Origin of the sequence: Leadbetterella sp. DM7, assembly GCF_040829825.2 — a bacterium.
Lineage (GTDB): Bacteria > Bacteroidota > Bacteroidia > Cytophagales > Spirosomataceae > Leadbetterella.
In genome coordinates, this window is the sequence record NZ_JBFOLH020000001.1 from 156,217 (window position 1) to 177,818 (window position 21,602).

The 21,602-nt window shown below is 51.1% G+C and carries 17 protein-coding genes and 1 tRNA gene; 12 read left to right on the forward strand and 6 right to left on the reverse strand.

The features are described 5' to 3' along the window. Nucleotides 1-13 precede the first annotated feature (13 nt). From AB2U10_RS00660 to AB2U10_RS00680, 5 genes are all read left to right on the forward strand, one after another. Nucleotides 14-646, forward strand: a complete 633-nt coding sequence (locus tag AB2U10_RS00660; RefSeq protein ID WP_367914325.1) for a response regulator — start codon at nt 14-16, stop codon at nt 644-646. A 259-nt stretch (nt 647-905) separates the two neighbouring features. Beyond that, nucleotides 906-1,901, forward strand: coding sequence for a collagen-like domain-containing protein (locus AB2U10_RS00665; protein ID WP_367914324.1), 996 nt, complete (start codon nt 906-908; stop codon nt 1,899-1,901). An 8-nt stretch (nt 1,902-1,909) separates the two neighbouring features. Next, complete coding sequence (locus tag AB2U10_RS00670; protein WP_367914323.1) at nt 1,910-3,622, forward strand: fimbria/pilus outer membrane usher protein; 1,713 nt, start codon at nt 1,910-1,912, stop codon at nt 3,620-3,622. An 11-nt stretch (nt 3,623-3,633) separates the two neighbouring features. After that, on the forward strand, nt 3,634-10,197 hold the full coding sequence (locus AB2U10_RS00675; RefSeq protein ID WP_367914322.1) for a translocation/assembly module TamB domain-containing protein: 6,564 nt from the start codon (nt 3,634-3,636) through the stop codon (nt 10,195-10,197). Nucleotides 10,198-10,209: 12 nt separating this feature from the next. After that, nucleotides 10,210-12,393, forward strand: a complete 2,184-nt coding sequence (locus AB2U10_RS00680) for a fibronectin type III domain-containing protein (RefSeq protein ID WP_367914321.1) — start codon at nt 10,210-10,212, stop codon at nt 12,391-12,393. Here the strand turns inward: AB2U10_RS00680 and AB2U10_RS00685 are convergent. Further along, a complete protein-coding gene (locus AB2U10_RS00685; RefSeq protein WP_367914320.1) occupies nt 12,382-13,329 on the reverse strand; it encodes a helix-turn-helix transcriptional regulator in 948 nt (315 codons plus the stop codon). The two genes, AB2U10_RS00680 and AB2U10_RS00685, sit on opposite strands and share 12 nt — an antisense overlap. 91 nt (nt 13,330-13,420) lie before the next feature. Here AB2U10_RS00685 and AB2U10_RS00690 point away from each other — a divergent pair, with 91 nt between their 5' ends. Both AB2U10_RS00690 and AB2U10_RS00695 read left to right on the forward strand, forming a co-directional pair. Then, nucleotides 13,421-14,632, forward strand: a complete 1,212-nt coding sequence (locus AB2U10_RS00690) for an MFS transporter (protein WP_367914319.1) — start codon at nt 13,421-13,423, stop codon at nt 14,630-14,632. Nucleotides 14,633-14,756: 124 nt separating this feature from the next. Further along, a complete protein-coding gene (locus tag AB2U10_RS00695) occupies nt 14,757-15,200 on the forward strand; it encodes a hypothetical protein (RefSeq protein ID WP_493820042.1) in 444 nt (147 codons plus the stop codon). Here AB2U10_RS00695 and AB2U10_RS00700 read toward each other — a convergent pair. Beyond that, the gene (locus tag AB2U10_RS00700) at nt 15,123-15,383 is read right to left on the reverse strand and encodes a hypothetical protein (RefSeq protein ID WP_493820083.1); all 261 of its coding nucleotides are present in this window, start codon (nt 15,381-15,383) and stop codon (nt 15,123-15,125) included. The two genes, AB2U10_RS00695 and AB2U10_RS00700, sit on opposite strands and share 78 nt — an antisense overlap. A 145-nt stretch (nt 15,384-15,528) precedes the next feature. Between AB2U10_RS00700 and AB2U10_RS00705 the strand changes: the two genes are divergently transcribed. Continuing rightward, on the forward strand, nt 15,529-16,014 hold the full coding sequence (locus tag AB2U10_RS00705) for a virulence RhuM family protein (protein ID WP_493820043.1): 486 nt from the start codon (nt 15,529-15,531) through the stop codon (nt 16,012-16,014). A 113-nt stretch (nt 16,015-16,127) separates the two neighbouring features. On the opposite strand, the gene AB2U10_RS00710 is transcribed toward AB2U10_RS00705, so the two are convergent. Both AB2U10_RS00710 and AB2U10_RS00715 read right to left on the reverse strand, forming a co-directional pair. Continuing rightward, nucleotides 16,128-16,200, reverse strand: a tRNA-Met gene (locus AB2U10_RS00710). Between the two features lie 94 nt (nt 16,201-16,294). After that, nucleotides 16,295-16,990, reverse strand: a complete 696-nt coding sequence (locus tag AB2U10_RS00715) for an SDR family oxidoreductase (protein WP_367914316.1) — start codon at nt 16,988-16,990, stop codon at nt 16,295-16,297. A gap of 121 nt (nt 16,991-17,111) precedes the next feature. Between AB2U10_RS00715 and AB2U10_RS00720 the strand changes: the two genes are divergently transcribed. Together AB2U10_RS00720 and AB2U10_RS00725 are read left to right on the forward strand one after the other, a co-directional pair. After that, nucleotides 17,112-17,843 carry an MlaE family ABC transporter permease gene (locus AB2U10_RS00720; protein WP_367914315.1) on the forward strand — a complete coding sequence of 244 codons (732 nt, stop codon included), beginning with the start codon at nt 17,112-17,114 and terminating at the stop codon, nt 17,841-17,843. Then, nucleotides 17,840-18,586 (forward strand): ABC transporter ATP-binding protein, encoded by a 747-nt coding sequence (locus tag AB2U10_RS00725; RefSeq protein WP_367914314.1) that lies wholly within the window; start codon nt 17,840-17,842, stop codon nt 18,584-18,586. Before AB2U10_RS00720 ends, AB2U10_RS00725 begins: the two co-directional genes overlap by 4 nt. Before the next feature lie 21 nt (nt 18,587-18,607). Here AB2U10_RS00725 and AB2U10_RS00730 read toward each other — a convergent pair whose 3' ends face one another. After that, nucleotides 18,608-19,399, reverse strand: coding sequence for a 2-oxo acid dehydrogenase subunit E2 (locus AB2U10_RS00730; protein WP_367914313.1), 792 nt, complete (start codon nt 19,397-19,399; stop codon nt 18,608-18,610). A 60-nt stretch (nt 19,400-19,459) separates the two neighbouring features. After that, nucleotides 19,460-19,810 carry a YraN family protein gene (locus AB2U10_RS00735; protein ID WP_367914312.1) on the reverse strand — a complete coding sequence of 117 codons (351 nt, stop codon included), beginning with the start codon at nt 19,808-19,810 and terminating at the stop codon, nt 19,460-19,462. A 26-nt stretch (nt 19,811-19,836) separates the two neighbouring features. Between AB2U10_RS00735 and lipB the strand changes: the two genes are divergently transcribed. Next, nucleotides 19,837-20,529 (forward strand): lipoyl(octanoyl) transferase LipB, encoded by a 693-nt coding sequence (gene lipB / locus AB2U10_RS00740; protein ID WP_367914311.1) that lies wholly within the window; start codon nt 19,837-19,839, stop codon nt 20,527-20,529. Continuing rightward, nucleotides 20,520-21,533 (forward strand): dipeptide epimerase, encoded by a 1,014-nt coding sequence (locus tag AB2U10_RS00745; RefSeq protein WP_367914310.1) that lies wholly within the window; start codon nt 20,520-20,522, stop codon nt 21,531-21,533. The genes lipB and AB2U10_RS00745 overlap by 10 nt, the downstream gene beginning before the upstream one ends. Nucleotides 21,534-21,602 lie beyond the last annotated feature (69 nt).

Here is a 21,602-nt window from a genome sequence, read left to right on the forward strand (position 1 = left end):
AAGGTTTTGAGCTATGGCCACTAAAGTTTTGCTATACGAAGACAACGCCGAGTTGAGAGCCAGCCTTTCATCACTCATTGCCTTTTCAGAAGAACTGGAGCTGGCCGCCGCTTTTGAAAACTGCTCCGGCGTTTTAGAGCACCTGCGAACCTATCAGCCTGACATCGTACTGACCGACATCGATATGCCCGTGGTCAACGGCATTAAAGGACTGGAAATGATACGTTCGGTCAACCCGGATCTTCCGGTGATCATGCTGACCGTTTTTGACGATAACCAGCACATCCTGGATGCCATTATGAACGGCGCAACCGGCTATATCCTCAAACAGCATCTTACCACACGCCTGGGCAATGCCATCAGCGAGGCCCTCCACGGCGGCGCTCCCATGTCGCCGGTAGTAGCCCAGCTGGTACTGAAACATATCAGCAGCAGGAAAGACCGGAAAACCCGGTACGCCCTTACCCTCCGCGAAAAAGACATCCTCCAGTCGCTCACCGATGGCAACAGCTATAAAATGATTGCCGCCAACCTGGGCATTACGCAGGGAACCGTATGCACCCACATCAAGAGCATCTACGAGAAGCTGGGCGTACACTCCCAGGCCGAAGCCGTAAGCAAAACCCTGAAAGAGGGTATCCTTTAAGACCGCCCCCGTAAAATTTCATTCCTTTTCTGCCCCTTCCGCCTCTCCTGTTTATGGGATTGACCGGGGTAAGCCTGCCGGCTAATTTTGGATCATCAAATACGTCAACAGGATAGCCCCGGGCTTTAGCCGGGTGGCGAACCACTTTCAGATGAGGTTACGTTTTGCATCTCCATAACAGGGGATTTTTACACCGACTGACCCATCAGTAAGCGGTTCGCAGGCGCGGCTGACTGCTGACAGCTAAATTTTTATGCACATGAAAAAACTACTCATTTTTTGCATTGCCGCCTGGGGCATACTCTGTATAAGTTCTTGTGGGGAAGAAGGCCCTCAGGGCGAGCTGGGACCGGTAGGGCCCCAGGGAGAAACAGGACCCATAGGCCCCGCAGGTAAAGACGGAAGCGTTATCTACAGCGGCACCACTGCACCTGACGCCTCGGTGGGCAGGGCAGGTGATTACTACATCAATACCAGCAACGGCAACTTCTACGGACCCAGGAAAGCAGACGGCTGGGGTACGGCCCTGAGCCTGAAAGGCAATGACGGGAAAGACGGTGCGAACGGCAAGGACGGAGCCAGCGGCAAAGACGGAGAAAAAGGGGATAAAGGAGACAAAGGCGATAAAGGCGACAACGGTGACAAAGGAGATAAGGGCGACAAAGGAGATAAAGGAGACCAGGGAGCCGCAGGTTCTCAAATCTATAGCGGAAACGGGGGGCCATCCGGTAACCAGGGTGTAGCAGGCGATTATTACCTGGATAAAGACAACCTGCTGCTTTACGGGCCGAAATTATCGGCAAGCGACTGGGGTGCTGCCCTGCAGCTGGGCGGTGGAAACGCCAACCCGGCTGTAAAAAGCTGGCTGGCCCAAAACGTAAAGCTGAGCCCTTATTTTGGTGTAAATATCCCTGCCCTCAGCGATGCCATCGCGAATAACGGAGCGGTATGGGTATATGTTCGCCAGAGCTCAGGCCGGGGTTCATCGTCCTGGAATTTTTTCCCTTACGCATTGCAATGGCATATTGTGGGTGGCGGGCAAACCGTATCCGGCACGGTATCGGTCTTATCTTTTCAGGAGGAATTTGTCCGCTTTAAGCTGGATCCCGGATACGATGATCAGAATACCTACGGTGACGATGCCTACGTGGATATCCGTATCGTGCTGATTGAGGGCCAGGCCGGAGGTACACTGGCCTTCGGCCCCCAGGCTGACTTCAACCACCTGAAATCGCTTTATAACCTCAGAGACTGAACCCGGGCATGAACAGGTTAATCATTTATACGATTTGGGGCCTGCTCCTTTGTACCCTGCCCGCACGTGCGCAGGATCTGGAAAAACTGAAAGGCCAGAAACCCGTTACGCTATCGGGGAGCATCGGCACAGGGGCAAATTTCTATACGTCTAACGAGGCCTACAAGACCCGCGATCCTTTCAGCTGGAATCTATATGGTAACCTGACGGCCCGTATTTACGGGATAGACCTGCCTTTTTCTTTTGTGGTCAATCAATACAGCCGGAGCTATAGCGCGCCGTTCAGCCAGTTTGGCATCAGCCCTACCTACAAATGGGCTACCCTGCACCTGGGCTACCGGAATATCTCCCTGTCGCCCCTGGTTTTTGACGGGCAGAGCTTTCTGGGTGCAGGCCTGGAGCTCCGGCCGGGGAAATGGGAATTGGCCGGGTTTTACGGTCGCCTCAACAAAGCAATAAGCGAAGATACCACCTACGATCACCGCATTGAACCCCAATATTCGCGTATAGGCTACGGCGTCAAAATAGGCTACGGAAAAGAAGACCGGCGGATCAGCCTTCACTTCTTTCACGCCAAAGACGACGAAGGCTCTATCCCGCTTATTTCCGACAGTCTTAACACCCTGATGCCCCGCGAAAATACCGTACTGGGCAGTTCCTGGACGCTCCGTTTCTTAAACGTGATGTCATTCAACGGCAACCTGGCGGTCAGCCTCCTCAACCGCGACATGCGTTACGGCGTACTTGACAGCATCGGGAATTACGAGGTGCCGAAATTCATCCGCAGCCTGTCGCCCGTCAATGAAAGCACCGTATTCAGCTATTCAGGCCGTGCGCAACTGGCACTGAACCTGCAAAAATTCAATGCCCTGGCCGGGTATCAGCGCATACAGCCCGATTATATCTCGCTCGGAACGCCATACACCATCAACGATGTGGAAACCATCAGCGGAAATATGGGTGGCAGCCTCTTCCGGAGCCACCTCAGCATCAATGCCTCCGGCAGCGCCCAGCACAACAACCTCAGCAAGGCTCTGGCCACCGAATTGCATGCCCGATCGGCCAACCTGTCGGTCAATGCCAACGTTAATACCCATTGGAACCTCAACCTGAATATCAACGGGGCTCACGTGCTGCAAAAAGACGGCCAGCTGGAGCTGAACGACAGCCTGCGCATGAACCAGCTGATGCTCAGCTATTCGCTGTCTCCCTCTTACATGACCTCTTCCGTTACACGGCAGCATGTGGTAAACGGCAATATCAGCTATACCGACCTCGACGACCGCAACCCGGTGACCGCAACACAGGCGGCCGGGAACAACCTCAATATCAGTGCCAGCTACAGCCTGCAGTTCCTGCAGTCGTTCAAAGGGGTGCAGGCCGGTCTTAATTACAGCGCTTACGGGCAGCAGGACTACCGCTACCATTCTACGGGTGTGCATGCAGGAGGCAATGCACAGCTGCTCAAAGATCACCAGCTTAACGTGCAGGGCGACATAGGCTACTACTTTAACCGCTCTAACGGTGAAACGGCCGGTAACAATACCACTTTCACCGTAAACAGCAGCTATACCGTTAAAAAGCATAGTTTCAGCCTGTACGGCAGCTATATCATTACACCACCCATTGATCTTAATCCATTGGATAAGGTGAACCGGGTGCCTTATGCCGTGGGAAGTAAAAACCTCTCAGCCGGCGTTACCTATGGTTATCATTTCTAAAACACGAGGATATGAACAGCTTTAGATCTATATCTTATCAAAAAGGCTCCTTTACTGCCTGGCTCATGGCCCTGGTATGCTGCCTGCTGAGCCTGCCGGGCAGCGGGCAGCAGCCTGTACGGGTCAACGTAACCATCATGCAGCCCGTTACGCCTTACCTGCCGCAGCTGGCAGCCGACATCCGCGGCGGCAATGCCGAACAAAGCCTGAGCGACAAGCTCATTGTGCGGGTGGTCAACACCAGCAATACAACCCTGCGGCTGAAGTTAAGCGCCCGTATTGAACGGATGTCGCCTTCACCCGCCAGTGTGTCATTACGCCCCGACTACCAGCCCGCACAGCCCCTGATTTTGCGCCCGCAGCAATCTATACAGCTAGACCGGTCGCTGATCGAGGAAACATTCGGTAATTTTTCACGCAGGCAGCTCGTCTTTGATAACCTCGATCTTTCTGATCTGCAACAAAACAAGATCAATTACAAGTTGCCCGAAGGCATCTACAGGATATGCATCGAGGCATACGATTACGACAAGCCCGGGCAGGCGGTACCGCTTTCTACGGTAGGCACCGGTTGTACCATTTTCACCATTTGCTATACGGCTGCCGCACCCCGGTTTACCATGCCGGTAGCTACGGTCATGCAACAGGGCTTTGTGCCTTTTACCCCCCAGTCACCCCAGATCCAGTTTGCATGGACACCCCCGGCCAGCACCTGCGGTTTGCCTATGGGGATGATCACCTATGACCTCGAGATACGCGAAATGTATGCCGGGCAGGCCGTTAACGATGCCCGGAACAACCCGTTTGTCTTTCGCCAGCAGGCCATTGCCACCAATATGTTCCTGCTCGACACCCTGAAATATCCCCATGTATTACAGGCCGGCCGGAAATACGTTATCCGGGTAAAAGCCAACCTTCAGAAAGCGGCCAACAGCCCGCTGGAAATTGCCAACCAGGGCTACAGTGAGCCGGCCATGATCATCTATACCCCTAAAACAAATCCTCTTGTTATACAGCAACCGGTGGCAAAAGTCATTACCGGTAACCCTGCGGTCAGAGACATCACCCCTCCAGCTCCCACACCCGCCAAGGCCATGTCTGCAGCCATGGCGAACATCTGCGAGGGAGTGCCCGCACCTCTCAGCACCACGGTCAGCACCGGCAATATTACCGGAAAAGACCTGCGGGTAGGCCAGTTTACCCTGCACGTAAACCAGGCTTCACTGGCCGGCGACAATAGGTTTAAAGGCAGCGGTTACATCACCTGGTCGCCCTACGGACACCCTATTAAGCTAAAAGTTACGTTTGATGCCATTACGGTAAGTGATAAAGGAGAAGTGCTGGCCGGTGAGGTGGAAACCACGTCTGACAGCCAGGTTCCTGAATGGGCCTCGCTCAAAGTGCCGGATAACCTCCCGGTAGTAAATAATATACTAGAAGCCGCTACCGATAAAATTAATGCTATAGCCGATCCTATACAGCAGTTCCGGGGTGAAAACCCGGTAAACCTCCCACTGGGCTTAAATGATGCCAACCTGGCCGGGGTAAAATCCACCCTGGCCATTACAGGCATTACCTTCACTTCAGGAGGCACCAATATGCGGGTGCTCTTTACCATGAACGTACCCGACGCCAACGGGTGGCTCTCCCTGGCCGGAACCAACTTCTGCATCCGGCCTGACGGCTTCTCCTTTAACCGGGGCCTGCTGTTTCTGCCGCAGGACAAAAAGCTCAATTTTGGCGGAGGATACGAGCTCACATTCAGGAAATCGCTGGCTGACCCGATGACCGGCGCAGTAGATACCACCGGCAAAACCTACCTGCTCTGGAACAAAGACGGTATAGATAAGGTGGTGGTAGCCGCCGATATGAAGTTTCCGGGAGCAGCGGTTTCTGCCGTGAACAGTGCCGGAAAACGCACCGGCACGCCCCTGATGCTGGAAGCCCGCTTTGCATTTAAAAAATGGGATAACTGGATCGCATCTGTAAAGGCCTCCAGCAGCTTTGAGTTTAATGCCTTGCCGGGCTTTACGGTTACCGCCACAGACGGGCTGTACTACGACCACTCCAAAGTAAGCAATCCCACCGGGCTGACCGCCGCTGTTTTCCCGGAAATATACAAAACGAACGGTTGGGAGACCGGTGCGGCCTACGAAGGTATTTTTATGAGAAACCTGCAAATGACACTGCCGGAAGACTTCCTGGGCGGCACCGGTACACGTACTTCATTTTCGTTTAAAAACCTGGTCATCGATGAAAACGGGGTGTCTACCCTCATTTCGGCAAACAATATTTTAACGGCCGGTAAGCTGGGGGGCTGGGCATTCAGCATTGATCAGCTGAATATAACGGTAGAAGCCAATGTGCCCGGTAAAGACATGAAAATGACCGGTAAGCTGGGGCTTCCTATCAGTAATGACCGCCTGGTCTACACCTGCCTGCTGAATACCGGCGGAGAAGAGGGCCTCAACTACCAGTTCCGGGTATCTCCGCCTGCAAAAGGCCTGAATGTGCCTATCTGGGGCAAGGCTACTACTTTCTGGCTGGATCCCGAATCTGATTTTACGATATTGAAAGATCAGTACGGTGCGGCCATCCGTACCGGACTGAGCGGTAAGCTGGATATTTCGCTGAAAACGCCTGTAAATGTTGACTTTACCGCCATGACCGTCCGGAATATGAAAATTGCGAACCGAAGCGCCGACGGAAAAGCAGGATTTAATTTCGAGGCCGGGCAGGTAGGCTTCGGCCCGGGTTCATCTGACCCGGTAACGGGCTTCAACAGCCTGCCTGAGCCCGGCAATGAGCAGCTGTATGCAAACGGTCCCTATACAGAAGAGACGGGAGGCTACGCCCCTGCAGAGACTGCTGCTCAAAAGAAAGTAGCCGGTTTTACGGTCAATATTAACAGCTTAAAGCCGGTGATAGGCATGGAGAGCCAGGGCTTTAAAGCCGGGTTTGAGTTTGTTCTGGGCGTTGACCTGGGCTTTGGCGACAAGATCGGGCTGGCTTCTACTACCACCTTAACCCTATACGGCTATATTGACCCTGCCACGTTTACACCCAAGCCCGATGTAAAAGCAAGCGTGTCTGAAATACACCTGACGGGCGAGTTCAGTAATTTCCTTACCGTAGACGGGCATTTGAATTTCCGGTCCAATGATCCCACCTGGGGCGATGGCGTAGAAGGCGGCGGAACCGTTTCTTTTATGCCGGGCATAGCCGTAGATGCCAAAATCATTTCCGGCACCGCACCCGATAAGTCGTATAGCTACTTCGGCTTTGCGGCCAGCGTATTCAGCAAAGGCGGGCTGGCGGCTATCGGACCTTTGGTTATCAACGGTTTTGGCGGCGGTTTCTATCATAATTTGACGATAAGGCCACCAGCAGATCTCACCCGCATGCCTGAAAATGGAACAGACAGGGTGGCCTTTGTTCCTAAAAAAAACAGTAACGTTTTTGAGGCAAAACTGTATGCTTCCTACATCAACACTACAGTCTTAAAGGCATCGGGCGACTTAAAAATAGATATTACCAATGGTGCCGTATCGGTCGTAACGTTTGATCTGGCTGGTGATATTTTTTCAGACGGCGACCTGAAATCCAAGGGTATCGTTCAGGCAAAGGTCAACATGCAGTATGACTTTGTGGCTGATGCCTTTGATATGTTTATCGGGGTAGATGCAGAAATCCTTAAAGCAACCGTCAGGGTGCCCATCTGGATGTACGCCGGTTATAAGGGGCCTAAGGCAGCTCCCGGTGAATCGGTGGAAGCAAAAAAACAGCGACTGGCGGATAAAGGCAATTTCGGGTTCTTCCTCTATGTAGGTTACCCGGCCGGTAATGGCGGACCAGAATCAAGAATAGGCGACGCCTACCGGCGGATAGAGCTGACCCTGGTGGATATGAAAGACGAAGGCCCGGTAAAAAAGGCCTACCTGGGCGCCAATGCTTATTTCTGCCTGGGTTCGGAGCTCCCGCCGTTCCCGGCCCTGCCTGATCAAGTACGTGATTTTATGGGCGGAGGCGGAAATAAAAATTCAGCCAATGAGCTGGTCAAAAGCATGATCAGCATCACCAAGCCTACTCCCGGCTTCATGTTTGGCGCCTCGGTAACGGGTGAAATAGACCTGAGCCTGCTTATTCTGCGGGCCTATGCCACGGCCACCCTGGGTTTTGATGTGGCGCTCATGAGGCCCGTTCCCGGCAGCTGCAAGTCGCCTGACGGCACCTTCGGTCTGGACGGATGGTACGCCGTGGGCCAGGCCTTTGTATACCTGAAAATGGGAGTAGATCTTCACGTAGATGTGGGCCTCTTCAGCGGTGACGTTACCCTGGCCAAAGTGCAGGTGGGTGCGGTCTTACTGGCCGGTCTGCCGAATCCTACCTGGATGAACGGGCGCGTAAAAGTGGTGGGTGAAGCCCTGGGCGGCATGGTGCGTGTCAATAAATCGTTCAATATGCAGATCGGCCAGATGTGCATTCCGGATACCGATCCGCTGGATAACATCAAGCTGATTGCCGAAGTAGGCCCGTCGAAAGACCACGTGAGCATTTTTGCCAAGCCTTACGTGGTGTTCAACCTGCCCATGGACGGAAGCGATTACACTTTTACCGCCATGGATAAAGACGGCAAGGAAACCGAACGCATGTATCACTTTTTTGTAAAAGGATATACGGTTAGTAAAAACACGCCGGGTGCAGTTGACCAGGGAGAAAAGAGGTTTGCCGACCCCTTCAATATGACCCTCTGGTCGAAAAATGCGCTGGCTCCCGATTCAAAATACACCGTTACCATGACCTGTAAAGCAGAGGAGTATTACAACGGCGCCTGGCGGGTACCCCGGGGCGAGAAATACAAGGGCATGTCAGAAATGGTACAAACCGAGAAAATATCGTTTACCACGGGTTCCGCACCTAAAACCCTGTCCAATCATGTGGTGATCAGCTATCCGCTGGAAGGGCAGAATTATATGCTCAAGGATGAATTCCCGGGTAAAAAAGGAATTATTATGCTGGATCAGTACTGGCCCGAACCCTTCCAGCTGGATAATGTGTTGCGGCCTGACTTAAAGGTAACTTTTATAGCGCAGAATGACGGCACAAAAATAGAAAGAAACTTCTCGGTAAACGGTAATAAAATTGAATTTGACCTGCCGGGTACTCTGAAAAACAGCACTACCTACCGGATGTACCTGAGCGTGGAAACCACCGTGGCCGAAAAGCAAACTGCCAGCATCAACCTGGAAAAGAACACTGCATCGAATACCCCGAAGGTGGCGGTACTGAATACGGCGGGCACCGCTTATGGAGGAATGGAAGAAAGCCGGACCGTCAAGCTGGTAAACGAAGCCATTGAGGCCAGGCTTATCAACCCCGCCACCATCACAGCGGGTATTTATACCCAGGGTAAGGTGGTCAAAACCTATGAGCCTAAAGTGGGGCGGAATATCTTCGAGCTGATTTTCAGAACCAGCCAGTTCAATACGTTCCAGGAAAAGATGGCCTCCTTTGGCAGTACCATGACCGGGAACCCCATGGCCGGCCTCAGCGGAATAGCGTATGATGGCATAACGGCTACTTCGGGTATTAAATATGCTACCTACGGGCTGAACTTTGCCCAGGGACCGGAACGGTTTGATGAATGGGAGATTAAAGGGATTAAAAGAGATGTGGGCGAATCTAATTCTGCACTTAAAGGGATGGTTATCCCGCCTTTACTACGGGTGGATATGCCGTTCGACAAAACCAGGGAGAATGACAAGACCATGGACGCGCTATACGTCACGGGGGTAATAGGAGCCACGGCCTCCCGGCTGGATCTGCAGCTGGGGGTGCCTGCCCTCCGCGGAACATTGAAACGGCCGGATTACACCATCAACACCCGGACCAGCTCTTATACCGGGCGGATCAACCTGACCAGCGGAACGGCCAGGGCCAGCACCGCCCAGTCTGACAAGCTTACCGTGCTGTATGAACGCGATAAATACTTTGCGCATGACCTGGCCCTGCTGTGGCAGGCAGCTGCCCATTATCGCCTGTATAAAGGAACTTTTGACCTTTATTATAAAGGTATGGTCAAAGAGAAAGACCGGATCGCAGAAATTATGAAAACGCCCGGCTGGTTTTCCAATATAAAGCTCATTGATGAGCTGAGCAGCCTGTTGAATATGAATGCAAAGTACACGTACGACAAGTTCATTACGCATCATACGGCACTCGCCAAAGGGCAATACGGCTCCATATCCATTACGCCGGGTTACGAAGAGTATTTCTGGCTCTACAAGCCTTTCGAGACCGTATCTTCTAAAATCCTGGATATCCGGTATAAGCCCCTGCCTGAGAACAGCACCCGTACGCTCCGGTTCTCGTATGGATTCGGGTTTGGAAGCCAATTGCTTAATGCTACAAATGAAGACGCTTATAAAATCAATCCCTACCTGTCTTTTTTAAGCCAATACCAGAAAAACAATATACAGAAGAGCCTTACACTGAAAGTCCCGTCAGTGTCTGACAGGGTTACGGAGATTTCCTCTACGTCTGTACAGTTGATTCCTTTCACCATTTTCCCCTAAAAACAGAGAGCTATGGATTTCAAGAATATCATTCCCGGGTTTTACCTTCCGTTGAAGGTCGCGGTAGTCCTGCTGCTTTGCCTGCCCGCCTGTCCTTCATCGGGGCAGACACAGCCATCCCCGAAGGCAGATTCGGTTAGCCGTCAGTCGGGCCTGGCTATCCTTTCCAAGGCTTACGGCGACTCGGTGGTGCTGCGTTGGGCGCCTACTGACGGCGTGGTCTGGTCGGCCAGCCGGCACAAAGGGTACAGCCTCTACCGCATCAATTATCGTGTAGACGGCGGCACCGATACGGTATTGCTTACACCCCCGGTGCGGCCGCAATCGCTGGAAATGCTGAACAAAAAAGCCGGCAGCAAAAATAAATACCTGGCCATGGCAGCTCAGGCGCTCTATGGCAAAGATTTCAGGGTGACCGAAGAGCAGCCCACCAGCTTTCTCGATGAGATACAACAGCAGAGCGATGCCTACAACCTGCGTTTCTTTGTGGCTATGCAGGCCGCCGACCTCTCACCCGAAGCCGCCGATGCCCTGGGGCTGAGATGGGTGGATAAAACCGTTAAGAAAGGACTGTATTACGGGTATATTGTACGAAGCGACACCGCCACGCTGTCGGGAGAAGTAATGCCCGGCATTACCAAAGTCATCAATATGCCTCTCGAAAAACCATTCGTCCCGCAGGGGCTGGAAGGCATAAGCGGAGACCGGCAGATTGAGCTGCACTGGTACCGCAGGCAGCCGGGCGACTTCAGCTATTACTATATAGAACGCAGTGATGACGGTGGTAAAACCTACAAACGCCTCACCGTTGAGCCGTATTTCTCGCCGTATGACCCGGCTATGGCTAAAGGTGACAGCCTGGCGGCAGAAGCTGCAACTCTGCTCGAAAACAGCCAGGTTTTTGTTGACAGTGTACAACAGAACTACAAAGACTATTATTACCGCATTGCGGGCATTGACGCCTTCGGCGATGTAAGCCCTTTTACCCTGCCGCTTAGAATTCATGCGGTAGACAAAACCCCGCCTGCTGCAGTGATTATTGACAGTGTGGTGAATGTTTCTCAGAACCGCCTGCTGGTGAAGTGGAAAGATGCGCAAAAGGCCCCGGACCTGGCCGGGTATTTTGTGGCAAAGGGAAATGATATAGCAGGCCCTTTTGAACCCCTGCACAAAAACCTGTTGTCCAAAGAAACCACTTACTTTCTCGATACTACTTCCACCGGGAGCGAAAAAAATTATTACGTGGTCGCCTCCCTTGATACCGCCGGGAACTATACCTACTCCATTCCCCGCCTGGGCATTATCACAGATACCACTCCTCCGGGCAAGCCCACCGGCCTGACCGGGCTAATGGATAAAACCGGGGTGGTAGGCCTGCAGTGGGATCCCAACCCCGAAGCCGACGTGAAAGGCTATAAGGTGTATTATTCGTATAACCCCGACAAAGACTATATTATGCTGACCAATTACCCCATTGCGGTCAATACTTTTGTAGACAGCCTGAGCCCCGAATCGCTGGAAAGAGTCGTTTATTACAAAGTAGCGGCCCTTGATTTCCACGGGAACCACTCCGACTATTCCGATGTGCTGAAGATAAACATGCCCGTGGTGGCCCCTACCAGCCCCGTAGCCAAAAGCATTTACATAGAAGACGGCCGTGTTCACGTGGAATGGATCGGCAGCAGCAGCGAATACGTCAGCGAATATGAAATTTTCAGGAAAGTGAAAGGCGATCCGGAGTGGTCACCGGTAGGAAAGAAAACCCGCAATATGCGTAACCCTGACTTTGCTTTCACCGACTCGCTGACTACCGCCGGCAAAGAATACAGCTATACGGCCGAATCGGTGGATATGACCGGCATACGTTCCGAAAAAGCATTCCCGGTAAACATCCTGAACAACCAGACCAACGTACTGAAAGTACCCGAAAACCTGAAAGCAGCCTATTCTGACCGCGAGAATGCCCTTAAAATCACCTGGGACTACCCGGACACCCCGGCCTGCTTTTTTATCCTGTACAAATCAGAAGACAATGAATCGCCCGGCCGGTGGGCCTCAAAAGACGGCCATGAACGCTCGGCAACCGATCAGGCCGTGCAAAAAGGCCATACCTACCGCTATCGTATCGAAGTCAGGCAGCAGGACGGTAACCTGCGCTCGGAAAAAAGCAGGGAAGTGCGTATTTCAATCCCGTAGCTGCAAGGCAGGAACAGAATACTTTTTGGGCTTCATCCCGATATGCTTTTCAAAAACCCGGCTAAAATGACTCAGGTTGGAAAAGCCCAGCCGGTACCCTGCTTCGGAAACGGAAAGCTTCTTTTCCTTCAGTAAGCGGGCGGCTTCCTGCATCCGGAACGCCTGGTAATAATGAAAGATGCTGTCGCCGAAGATCTGCCTGAACAGCCGTTTAAGCTTAGTCGGGCTCATACTCGCCTGCACGGCCAGCTCATGAATAACCGGTGGGGTATCCGGATGCTCCAGCATGCTCTGCTTTACCCTGTAAATGGCCCGGATGTCTTTACTGTTCAGGGCGTACAGGTGTTTCTCTTCCCGTCTTTCCAGCTCCACGAGGAGCCGGCAAATCAGCTCCTCTGCCTTTATCCGCATAAAATAACGCTCAAAGGTTTCTCCAACCGGTATCGTTACGATCTCATCCGCAATTTTCTGCAGAGACGGCGAAACGATCTGCTCAAATACCAATGGCTGTGTGTTTTGCAGGAGGCTCTGCAGTACCGTTGACCTCTCCGGGCCGTCAAACAGCCCGCTTAAATAGCCTGCATCCACTTCTATATTGATAGTAGCGGTGTTGGAATGCACTGAAATTACTTCGTCTGTATTGATCCGGCTGGTAGCAATAAGCACTGACGGCGCCGTTTCCGGTTGCCGTGCAGCCGGTTCCCGGAAAATATGCTGAAACTTGAAAAACAATATTCGCCGGGAAATGTCCTTTTCCGGGTTCTCAACAATAATATCCTCGTTCAGCCGGTAATTGCTGATCAGCATCCGGATGTGCTCATTGAAAACAAACCCTTTGCAATATCCCTCACCGTATTCTTCCGGGATATCCAGTTGCCTGTTTTTAATTTCTGTTCCCAGCAAACGGGCCAGCCGGGTAAGAATAGCAGGTATCATCTATATGGTCTTATACGACTATTTTGAAGCCTAATATAACTATTTTATCCATAACATATCCATCAATTTTGCACAAAAATTAGACAAGTCAATGAAACCGGGAAAATATACACCAGGAATTATACTGGGAATCGTGCTGCTTAACTCCATCGGGTTCTCCATTGTGTTACCGCTACTGCCGTTCCTGGTAGCTCAGTACCTTCCTGCTGACCGGGTGGTGGTAGGCATGAGCACGCTACTGTCGGTGTTTGCCGCATGCACATTTTTCGCAGCACCTGTTCTGGGGACTTTGAGCGACCGGTACGGACGAAAGAGCCTGCTGCTCATCAGCCTCCTGGGTTCTGTGGCCGGTTATATCCTTTTTGGCATCGGGGGTTCACTAGGAATACTATTCCTGGGGCGCATCATTGACGGGCTCACCGCCGGCAACATCAGTATTCTTTTTGCCTGTATATCCGATACTACCGAACCCGGAAAAAGAGCCCGGTGGTTTGGCTACATCGGTGCCGTGATGGGAATGGGAAAGATAGGCGGGCCCGCATTGGGCGGACTGCTGGGCAGCATCTCCGTTGGCCTGCCCTTCTTTATTACGGCCGGGCTGATATTCCTTTCGGCAGTGGCGGTGTATGTATTGCTGCCTGAATCCTTACAGCCCGAAAAGCGGACCAAAACCATAAGCTTCAAAAGCCTGAATACCTTTTCTCACCTCGATGAAATGTTCCGGAACACCCATATAAAGCGGCTGTTGCTGCTGGGCCTGTTGTTCTATGCGGCATTAGGGACTTTCCAGTTCAATTTCACGGTTTTTCTCAAAGACGTTTATACGTGGAGCCCGGCACAAATCGGGAGCATCCTGACCTTAGCCGGCCTGTGTGAAATTGCCGCCAGGGCTGCCGTATTCCCCACCCTGTTACGCTATTTCAACGAAAAAAGCATCGGCATAGCCGGTTTAATGCTGCTGGCCATAGGCCTGGGGCTGATCGTAATGAGCCTGTATGTGCACTCAGCAATAATTATTTCGCTTGCCGTATGCAGCATTATTACCGGCGAAGGTTTATTTGACCCGGTTTACAACGGGAAATTATCACAATCGGCCGGAGAAAACCAGCAGGGCAAGCTGCAGGGGGTAAACCAGAGCTTGCAGGCTGCCAGCAATGTAATCATTCCGCTGGGCGCCGCAGCCATCTATTTTTACAGTCCCGGCCTGTTATATGCCGCCGCCGGCAGTATTGCACTTGCTGCGATATACATGTATGCGGCAAAAATACAAAGTAACCGGAATTTCGGCGGGGGAATCCGATGAAAACGTTATTCAGTAAATAGAGGGATTTTTACATCATTTCACTACCATTACAACTTTTTGGGTCTGGCGGAAGTCTATTATATAAGGAGCCCCCGGGCGAAACAATTTTGTTCCTCATATACTCATGAAAACGAGAAAATCGATCAAAGGCATACTGCCAGGCAATACCTGTTTTAGGGTGTTGCTCGGCATATGGATTACCTTTTCAGGTTGTAAAAGCGACACTTTCTTTATTGACCCTCAAAATCCCGTTTTGGGCAAATGGGTTTTGATACAGATGAACGATACCCGTGTGGAGTCAGACGAATATCAGGAATTTCTCCCTGACAATGTCCTTCGTTTTTATCGGTTTAATGAAAGCGTCCCTTTCTCAGAAAGCATTTACCGGATCAACGACAGCCTCCTGTTAAAAGGCCGGATATCAGAAAACGGCCGGTTTGCCGGAGAAGCGTACAAATACCTGTTTTTCGACAAAGGCACCAAACTTAAGTTAATTCCCGATTATGATAATACTACTATTTTCAGTATTGCACCTATTCCGGTAACCATTTATAAACGCATAAAATAAATGGGAAGCCTTATAATTTGCTTTGCTGTGAAAATATCTATCCGGGTCAATCAGGTTTGCTTCTCTCATTTCTATGTAAACATCATAAAAATCTTTAACGCCACCTATTGCACCTGCTGCCGAACCTATCCCAAAACTGACACCACCACCTATAGCCTCGCCCGAGGCAATCCGTACAGGTATAAACGCTAATTGTCCATCGGGGTCTACAAAATGCCACGGTGATTAAGGATATTTCTTCTAATTCATTAATTAAATAGTGAATGTCTTCAATAATGAAAAGATTATATATCTTCATATTATAAAACAGAGGGAAGAGTTTTCCATCATGGAAAAGCAAATTGAAATTTATCAGGGTGTTGACGGCCGTACTCAGATTGAAGTCACATTTGAGCAGGATACGGTTTGGCTAAATCGTATGCAGCTGGCTACCCTTTTTGATAGAGATGTTAAAACAATAGGGAAACACATCAATAATGTTTTTTTAGAAGAAGAACTGAACAAAGAATCAGTTGTCGCAAATTTTGCGACAACTGCTACAGACGGTAAAACCTATCAGGTAGAGCACTATAATCTTGATCTTATCATATCTGTTGGCTATCGGGTCAAATCTAGGCAAGGAACAAAGTTTCGCCAATGGGCAACACAATGTCTGAAAGAATATCTGGTACAGGGCTATGCCATAAATGAAGCTCGCCTGGCTCAGAAGCAACAAGAAATACAAACCCTGAAAGACGGAATCAGGATATTAAGCCGAGCAATCGAAAACACAAACAATGATATCGGATCAATAGCAAAACTTGTGGAGAGTTAGATTTTAGGCATAGATTTGACAAAGTCTGAAGAGGAAGATCCAAAGTTAGTGCAATTTTAGTCCATAAAAAGAAGAAAGGCAGCCAGGATAACCTAACTGCCTTATTTTCAGCGTAGCGGGAACAGGACTCGAACCTGTGACCTTCGGGTTATGAGCCCGACGAGCTGCCAACTGCTCCATCCCGCGATATTGGACTACAAAGGTACGGAGATTTTTTTAAAATGCAATACATTGATGAAAAATAAACGGATTTTTTGTTTTTCCGGGCCGGAGGGCGCTGTTACAGGTCACCTGCCTGCGGCCGGATAACGATCTCCTCCATCACCGCAGAGGGTGAAAGCCGAAACGCCGCCCATACAGCTTCTGCCACATCTGCTGCCCGGATAAAGCGGGTATCCGGGAGGTCCGTGCCTGCCCAGCTGTCGGTAAGCGTGGCACCCGGCATAACAGACGTAACCTTAACACCGGTTTCTTTCAATTCCTCCCGCAGGCTCTTACTGAAACCCAGCAGGGCAAACTTTGAAACCGAATAAGAACCGCTATGGGGATAAGCCGCGAGGCTCGCAATAGAACATATATTGAAAATATGCGCACAACCCGCCGCTTTAACCCGGCTGATCAGCTTGCGGGTCAGGTAATAGGCGCTCCATACATTCGTATCCAGCTGTACCCGCAGGTTCTGCTCGTCTTCTTCCAGCAGCTTCCCCGGAATAAACACCCCCGCATTATTCACCAGCACAGAGACCGGCCGGTTCAGGGCCAGCACAAAATCACCAAAGGCTTCCACCTCCTCTTTCCGCGAAACATCGGCACTGAAAATATGCAAAGCCGCCGGCTCAAGAGTGGCCGTCAACTCCTCCAGGAGGGCGAGGTTCCGGGCACAGACCGCCACGTCATATCCTTCCCCTGAAAATTTTTCAACAAGGGCCCTTCCTATACCTTTTGACCCGCCGGTCACTACAACTAATTTTCGCATCTTTTATTTATTTTGACAAAAATACAGGAAACCCCGGGTATACTTTATATAAAATTTCACCGGATTACGGGCTCATCACATGCTATAGATGCTTACCTTTGTACCCTAATAATGAAGTGGCATGTTTAGAAAATTCGGGAAATTCCTCCTGTTTCTCTATGAACTTTTCACGCGACGCGAGAGCCTGAAGGTTTACTGGAAGCGTTTTATAGACGAATGCATGATGATCGGGATAGACTCGCTTCTCATCGTCTGTATCGTGGCATTTTTTATCGGGGCCGTAACCTGCGTGCAGATCAACGCCAACCTGGTGAGCCCCATCATACCTACCTATATTGTGAGTAACATCGTGCGGGACATGATGCTGCTGGAGCTCTCCTCCACCTTTATCTGTGTGATCCTGGCCGGTAAGGTAGGCTCCAATATCGCGTCAGAGCTGGGCACCATGCGGATCACCGAACAGGTGGAAGCCCTGGAGGTGATGGGCATTAACGCCGCCTCCTACCTGGTGCTGCCCAAAGTACTGGCCGCCTTTGTCATGTTCCCGATCTTATCCATTCTTTCCGGGTTTATCGGGATCGTCGGCGGGTACATCGCCGGAACAGCCACCGGCATCATCACCCCGGAACAATACGTCTACGGTATCCGCTTCTCCTTCATCCCTTTCAACCTGGTCATTCCGATCATTAAATCGGCCGTTTTCGGGATCCTGATTGCTACTATTTCTGCGTATAAAGGATTTTACACCCGCGGCGGCGCGCTTGAAGTAGGTAAAGTTTCTACCACCGCCGTAACCAACAGCTGTATAGCCATACTGATCGCCGACTACCTCTTAGCTGAACTTCTGACATGATAGAAATTAAGAATATTAGTAAAAGCTTCAACGGCCGTAAGGTGCTCGATAATGTTTCCGGGGTTTTCAAAGACGGAGAAACCAGCCTGGTCATCGGTGCCAGCGGTACCGGGAAAAGCGTTTTGCTGAAATGTATGCTTGACCTGGTCACCCCCGATACCGGTGAAGTGCTCTACGACGGACGGGAATTCCTGCATAAATCGGAAAAAGAGCGGATCGATGTACGCCGGGAAATGGGCGTGCTCTTCCAGGGCGGAGCCCTTTTTGACTCCCAGACCGTATTTCAGAACGTGAAGTTCCCGCTGGATATGCTGACCACGCAAAGCGAAGCGGAAAAACGCGACCGGGTGGAATTTTGCCTGAAGCGCGTAGGACTCGAAGCGGCAGGCAATCGTATGCCCTCTGAAATCTCCGGCGGTATGAAGAAACGGGTAGGCATTGCCCGGGCCATCGTGCTGAATCCCAAATACCTTTTCTGCGATGAGCCCAACAGTGGCCTCGACCCCCTGACCTCCATCCGGATCGACGAGCTCATCCAGGAAATCACCCAGGAATACGGCACCACCACCGTGGTGATCACGCACGACATGAACTCGGTGCTCTCCATTGGCCAGAATATCAAATTTCTTTACGAAGGAAAGAAGATCTGGGAAGGCGACAGCAAAACCATACTCGAAACCGACCTCCAGGAGCTGGACGAGTTCGTCTTCTCTAATCATGCCCTGAAGCAGCTCAGAGGCTAAGCCCGCTTTCCCGCAAAGCAATCATTGTTCAAACATCGAAGGCTCCCTGACGGCTTTCCGGAGGTAGTTGAACAGCTTTCCGCCGTGGGCGGCATCGGCCACTCGGTGATCCAGGGCTGCCGATATTTTAATGACCCGCCGGGGTACCACCTGTCCTTCATGCACCCAGGGCATCTCTCTTACCCTGCCCAGGATCAGCACCAGGCTGACATTCCCCGTAGGCATCAGCGCCGGGTAGCCTCCATCTAAGCCCAACGTTCCTACATTCGATATAATATACGTACCGAAAGACTGTGCCGAAAGGCCTAACGCAGGTATTGCGATACCCAGGTCAAGGATAATCAACCGGATAAGGCCATACACCCATTTCCGGAAAGGCCAGGGAATATTCCCCAGTGCCCCCTTCATGCGGTTCGCTTTGGACTCTTCGCCCTGCACCGCCTCTTCAATGCCTGCCGTAAGCTCATCAACCACCTCCCGGTAGTTTTTCTTCTCAGGGTCGCAAACTTTGATAGAGCTCATATCGCCCGAAGGCATACGCAGGCTTACCGAGGCCGTCAGCCGCTCAAACGGGTATATTTTACCCCGCTTCAGGTAAGTATTGAATTCGGGAATATGTTCAGCAATGGCCCGGCCCGTGGCCAGCGTAAAAAAGTGGGTAAGGGTAACCTTCGTACCTTTTTTCCGGAGCTCCGAGATATATTTTTCCAGGTCGGTCACATCCAGCTCGGCCGATCCCAGTATTTTGGAGTCTGTTGGTTTACGGTAAATGGTAGAGGCCGTCAGCCGCCAGGGCGTATTGAATTTTTCCATAATAAATGCCCGAATATAACAGGTCAGGCCGTTTCATGCAACGCCCCGGCGATCTATCCATCAATAAAACGCATCCTCAAAATGCACGATCTCAAAAACCGGGTATTCCACAATGGAAATCATATCAAACCGCACCCGGGCCGGCTTGGGTTTGTTCCACAGGTACCGGGCTGCCCCTCGCTTGATCGCATTGATTTTGGCCCGTGTAAGGGTGGTTTCAGGAAACCCGTAATCGGCATTGGCTTTGACACGAACCTCCACGAAGACCAGCAGGTCTCCTTTCTGTACAATGAGGTCAATCTCCGAATTGAGGGAAGTAAAGTTGCGGTCCAGGACGGTATACCCCTTTCTGACCAGGAAATCTGCAGCATACTCTTCTCCGAGTTTTCCTTTGTCGAGTTTTTCGCTCATATTTGTTCTTTCTTTTAAGTTGGCGAATGAAAAATAAACAGGTGAAATTCACTGACCTGGGCCTTATGGATTACAAGGAAGCCTGGGATTACCAGGAAAAGCTCTTTGCGCAGGTTGTGGATATAAAGTTAGCAAACCGGAACAACAATACCGCAGAGTCCACGCCCAATTACCTGCTTTTTTGCCAGCATCCGCATGTTTTTACCCTGGGCAAAAGCGGGAGTATAGACCATCTGCTGGTAAACGACGAGGAACTGAGCCGGAAAGAGGCCACTTTTTACAAAATAAACCGGGGCGGCGATATCACCTACCACGGGCCGGGACAGCTGGTAGCTTACCCCATATTTGATCTCGATAACTTCTTCACGGATATTCACCGGTATGTGCGTTTCCTCGAAGAATCGGTTATCCGTACCTGCGCCGATTACGGCATTACAGCGGGCAGAATCCAGGGACTTACCGGGGTTTGGCTGACAGACGGCATGCCCAGGAAAATATGCGCCATTGGCGTGAAATCGAGCCGGTGGGTAACCATGCACGGACTGGCCATGAACGTAAATACCGACCTCAGTTATTTCGGGAACATCATTCCCTGCGGCATAGACGACAAAGCCGTTACCTCCCTGCAGCAGGAGCTGGGCCGCGAAATCCCCCTCCGGGAAGCAGGAGAAAAATTAAAGCAGCACCTCGGCGATTTGTTTGAAATAGAATGGATATAAAGTCACACATCATCTCCCTGAAAAGCAGGTATCCTTTCCGGATCACCCACGGGGTAAGAACAGAAACCTCTACGTTTATCGTGGAATTGCATGACGGGTCTTTAACCGGTTACGGTGAAGCCACCCCCGTACCCTATTATGGGATCACGCCCGAAGGTATGAACGTGCTGATGGAAGCTCACCGGGAAGCCATTGAAACCGCCCCGTGGGATCATCCCGCTCAATTATGGGAACATCTCCGTCCTTTAATAGGTCACAACCATTTTCTTCAGTGCGCCATTGACATCGCTGCCTATGACCTGTGGGCCAAAAGGCACGGGAAAACCGTATACCAGATGCTGGGGCTGGATATTTCCCGTATTCCCTGCTCCGATTATACCATCGGCATGGATGAGATCCCGGAGATGATCCGGAAAATGAAGGAATTTGATTTCCCTATATACAAAATCAAGCTGGGTACCGACCACGACATAGCAATTGTGGAAGCGCTGCGGAAAGAGACCGATGCCGTTTTCCGGGTAGATGCCAACACCGCCTGGACCGTAGAGCAGACTATTGATTTTTCAGGAAAAATGAAAGCCCTCGGCGTAGAATTTATTGAACAGCCGTTAAAACCGGGCGATTACGAGGGAATGAAAGAAGTAATGGCCCATACCGCACTACCGGTGATAGCAGATGAAAGCTGCATTACGGAAGAAGACGTTCAGAAATGCGTGGGTGCTTTTTCGGGCATTAATATAAAGCTGGCCAAATGCGGCGGCATTACACCCGGCTTACGGATGATCGCCGAAGCAAGAGCGCACAACATGCAGCTAATGATGGGCTGTATGACCGAATCCAGCATCGGCATCTCGGCCATTGCCCAGCTTCTGCCCCTTCTCGACTACGTAGACATGGACGGTATCCTGCTCATTGCCAACGATCCCGCTGACGGCGTATACCTCGAAAAAGGCCGGGCTGTATTCCCTGACCGGCCGGGTATCGGCGCTTTTTTAAAGATTTAAAAAATATCAAACTTGAAAACTTTGATTATCAATAGGAATATTTCTATTTTTGCACCTCAAAATTTTATT

Excerpts from the sequence above, each read along its gene's own strand:
- AB2U10_RS00660 (WP_367914325.1), top strand. The coding sequence starts at position 14 with ATGGCCACTAAAGTTTTGCTATACGAAGACAACGCCGAGTTGAGAGCC.
- AB2U10_RS00665 (WP_367914324.1), top strand. The coding sequence starts at position 906 with ATGAAAAAACTACTCATTTTTTGCATTGCCGCCTGGGGCATACTCTGT.
- AB2U10_RS00670 (WP_367914323.1), top strand. The coding sequence starts at position 1,910 with ATGAACAGGTTAATCATTTATACGATTTGGGGCCTGCTCCTTTGTACC.
- AB2U10_RS00675 (WP_367914322.1), top strand. The coding sequence starts at position 3,634 with ATGAACAGCTTTAGATCTATATCTTATCAAAAAGGCTCCTTTACTGCC.
- AB2U10_RS00680 (WP_367914321.1), top strand. The coding sequence starts at position 10,210 with ATGGATTTCAAGAATATCATTCCCGGGTTTTACCTTCCGTTGAAGGTC.
- AB2U10_RS00685 (WP_367914320.1), bottom strand. The coding sequence starts at position 13,329 with ATGATACCTGCTATTCTTACCCGGCTGGCCCGTTTGCTGGGAACAGAA.
- AB2U10_RS00690 (WP_367914319.1), top strand. The coding sequence starts at position 13,421 with ATGAAACCGGGAAAATATACACCAGGAATTATACTGGGAATCGTGCTG.
- AB2U10_RS00695 (WP_493820042.1), top strand. The coding sequence starts at position 14,757 with ATGAAAACGAGAAAATCGATCAAAGGCATACTGCCAGGCAATACCTGT.
- AB2U10_RS00705 (WP_493820043.1), top strand. The coding sequence starts at position 15,529 with ATGGAAAAGCAAATTGAAATTTATCAGGGTGTTGACGGCCGTACTCAG.
- AB2U10_RS00715 (WP_367914316.1), bottom strand. The coding sequence starts at position 16,990 with ATGCGAAAATTAGTTGTAGTGACCGGCGGGTCAAAAGGTATAGGAAGG.
- AB2U10_RS00720 (WP_367914315.1), top strand. The coding sequence starts at position 17,112 with ATGTTTAGAAAATTCGGGAAATTCCTCCTGTTTCTCTATGAACTTTTC.
- AB2U10_RS00725 (WP_367914314.1), top strand. The coding sequence starts at position 17,840 with ATGATAGAAATTAAGAATATTAGTAAAAGCTTCAACGGCCGTAAGGTG.
- AB2U10_RS00730 (WP_367914313.1), bottom strand. The coding sequence starts at position 19,399 with ATGGAAAAATTCAATACGCCCTGGCGGCTGACGGCCTCTACCATTTAC.
- AB2U10_RS00735 (WP_367914312.1), bottom strand. The coding sequence starts at position 19,810 with ATGAGCGAAAAACTCGACAAAGGAAAACTCGGAGAAGAGTATGCTGCA.
- lipB (WP_367914311.1), top strand. The coding sequence starts at position 19,837 with ATGAAAAATAAACAGGTGAAATTCACTGACCTGGGCCTTATGGATTAC.
- AB2U10_RS00745 (WP_367914310.1), top strand. The coding sequence starts at position 20,520 with ATGGATATAAAGTCACACATCATCTCCCTGAAAAGCAGGTATCCTTTC.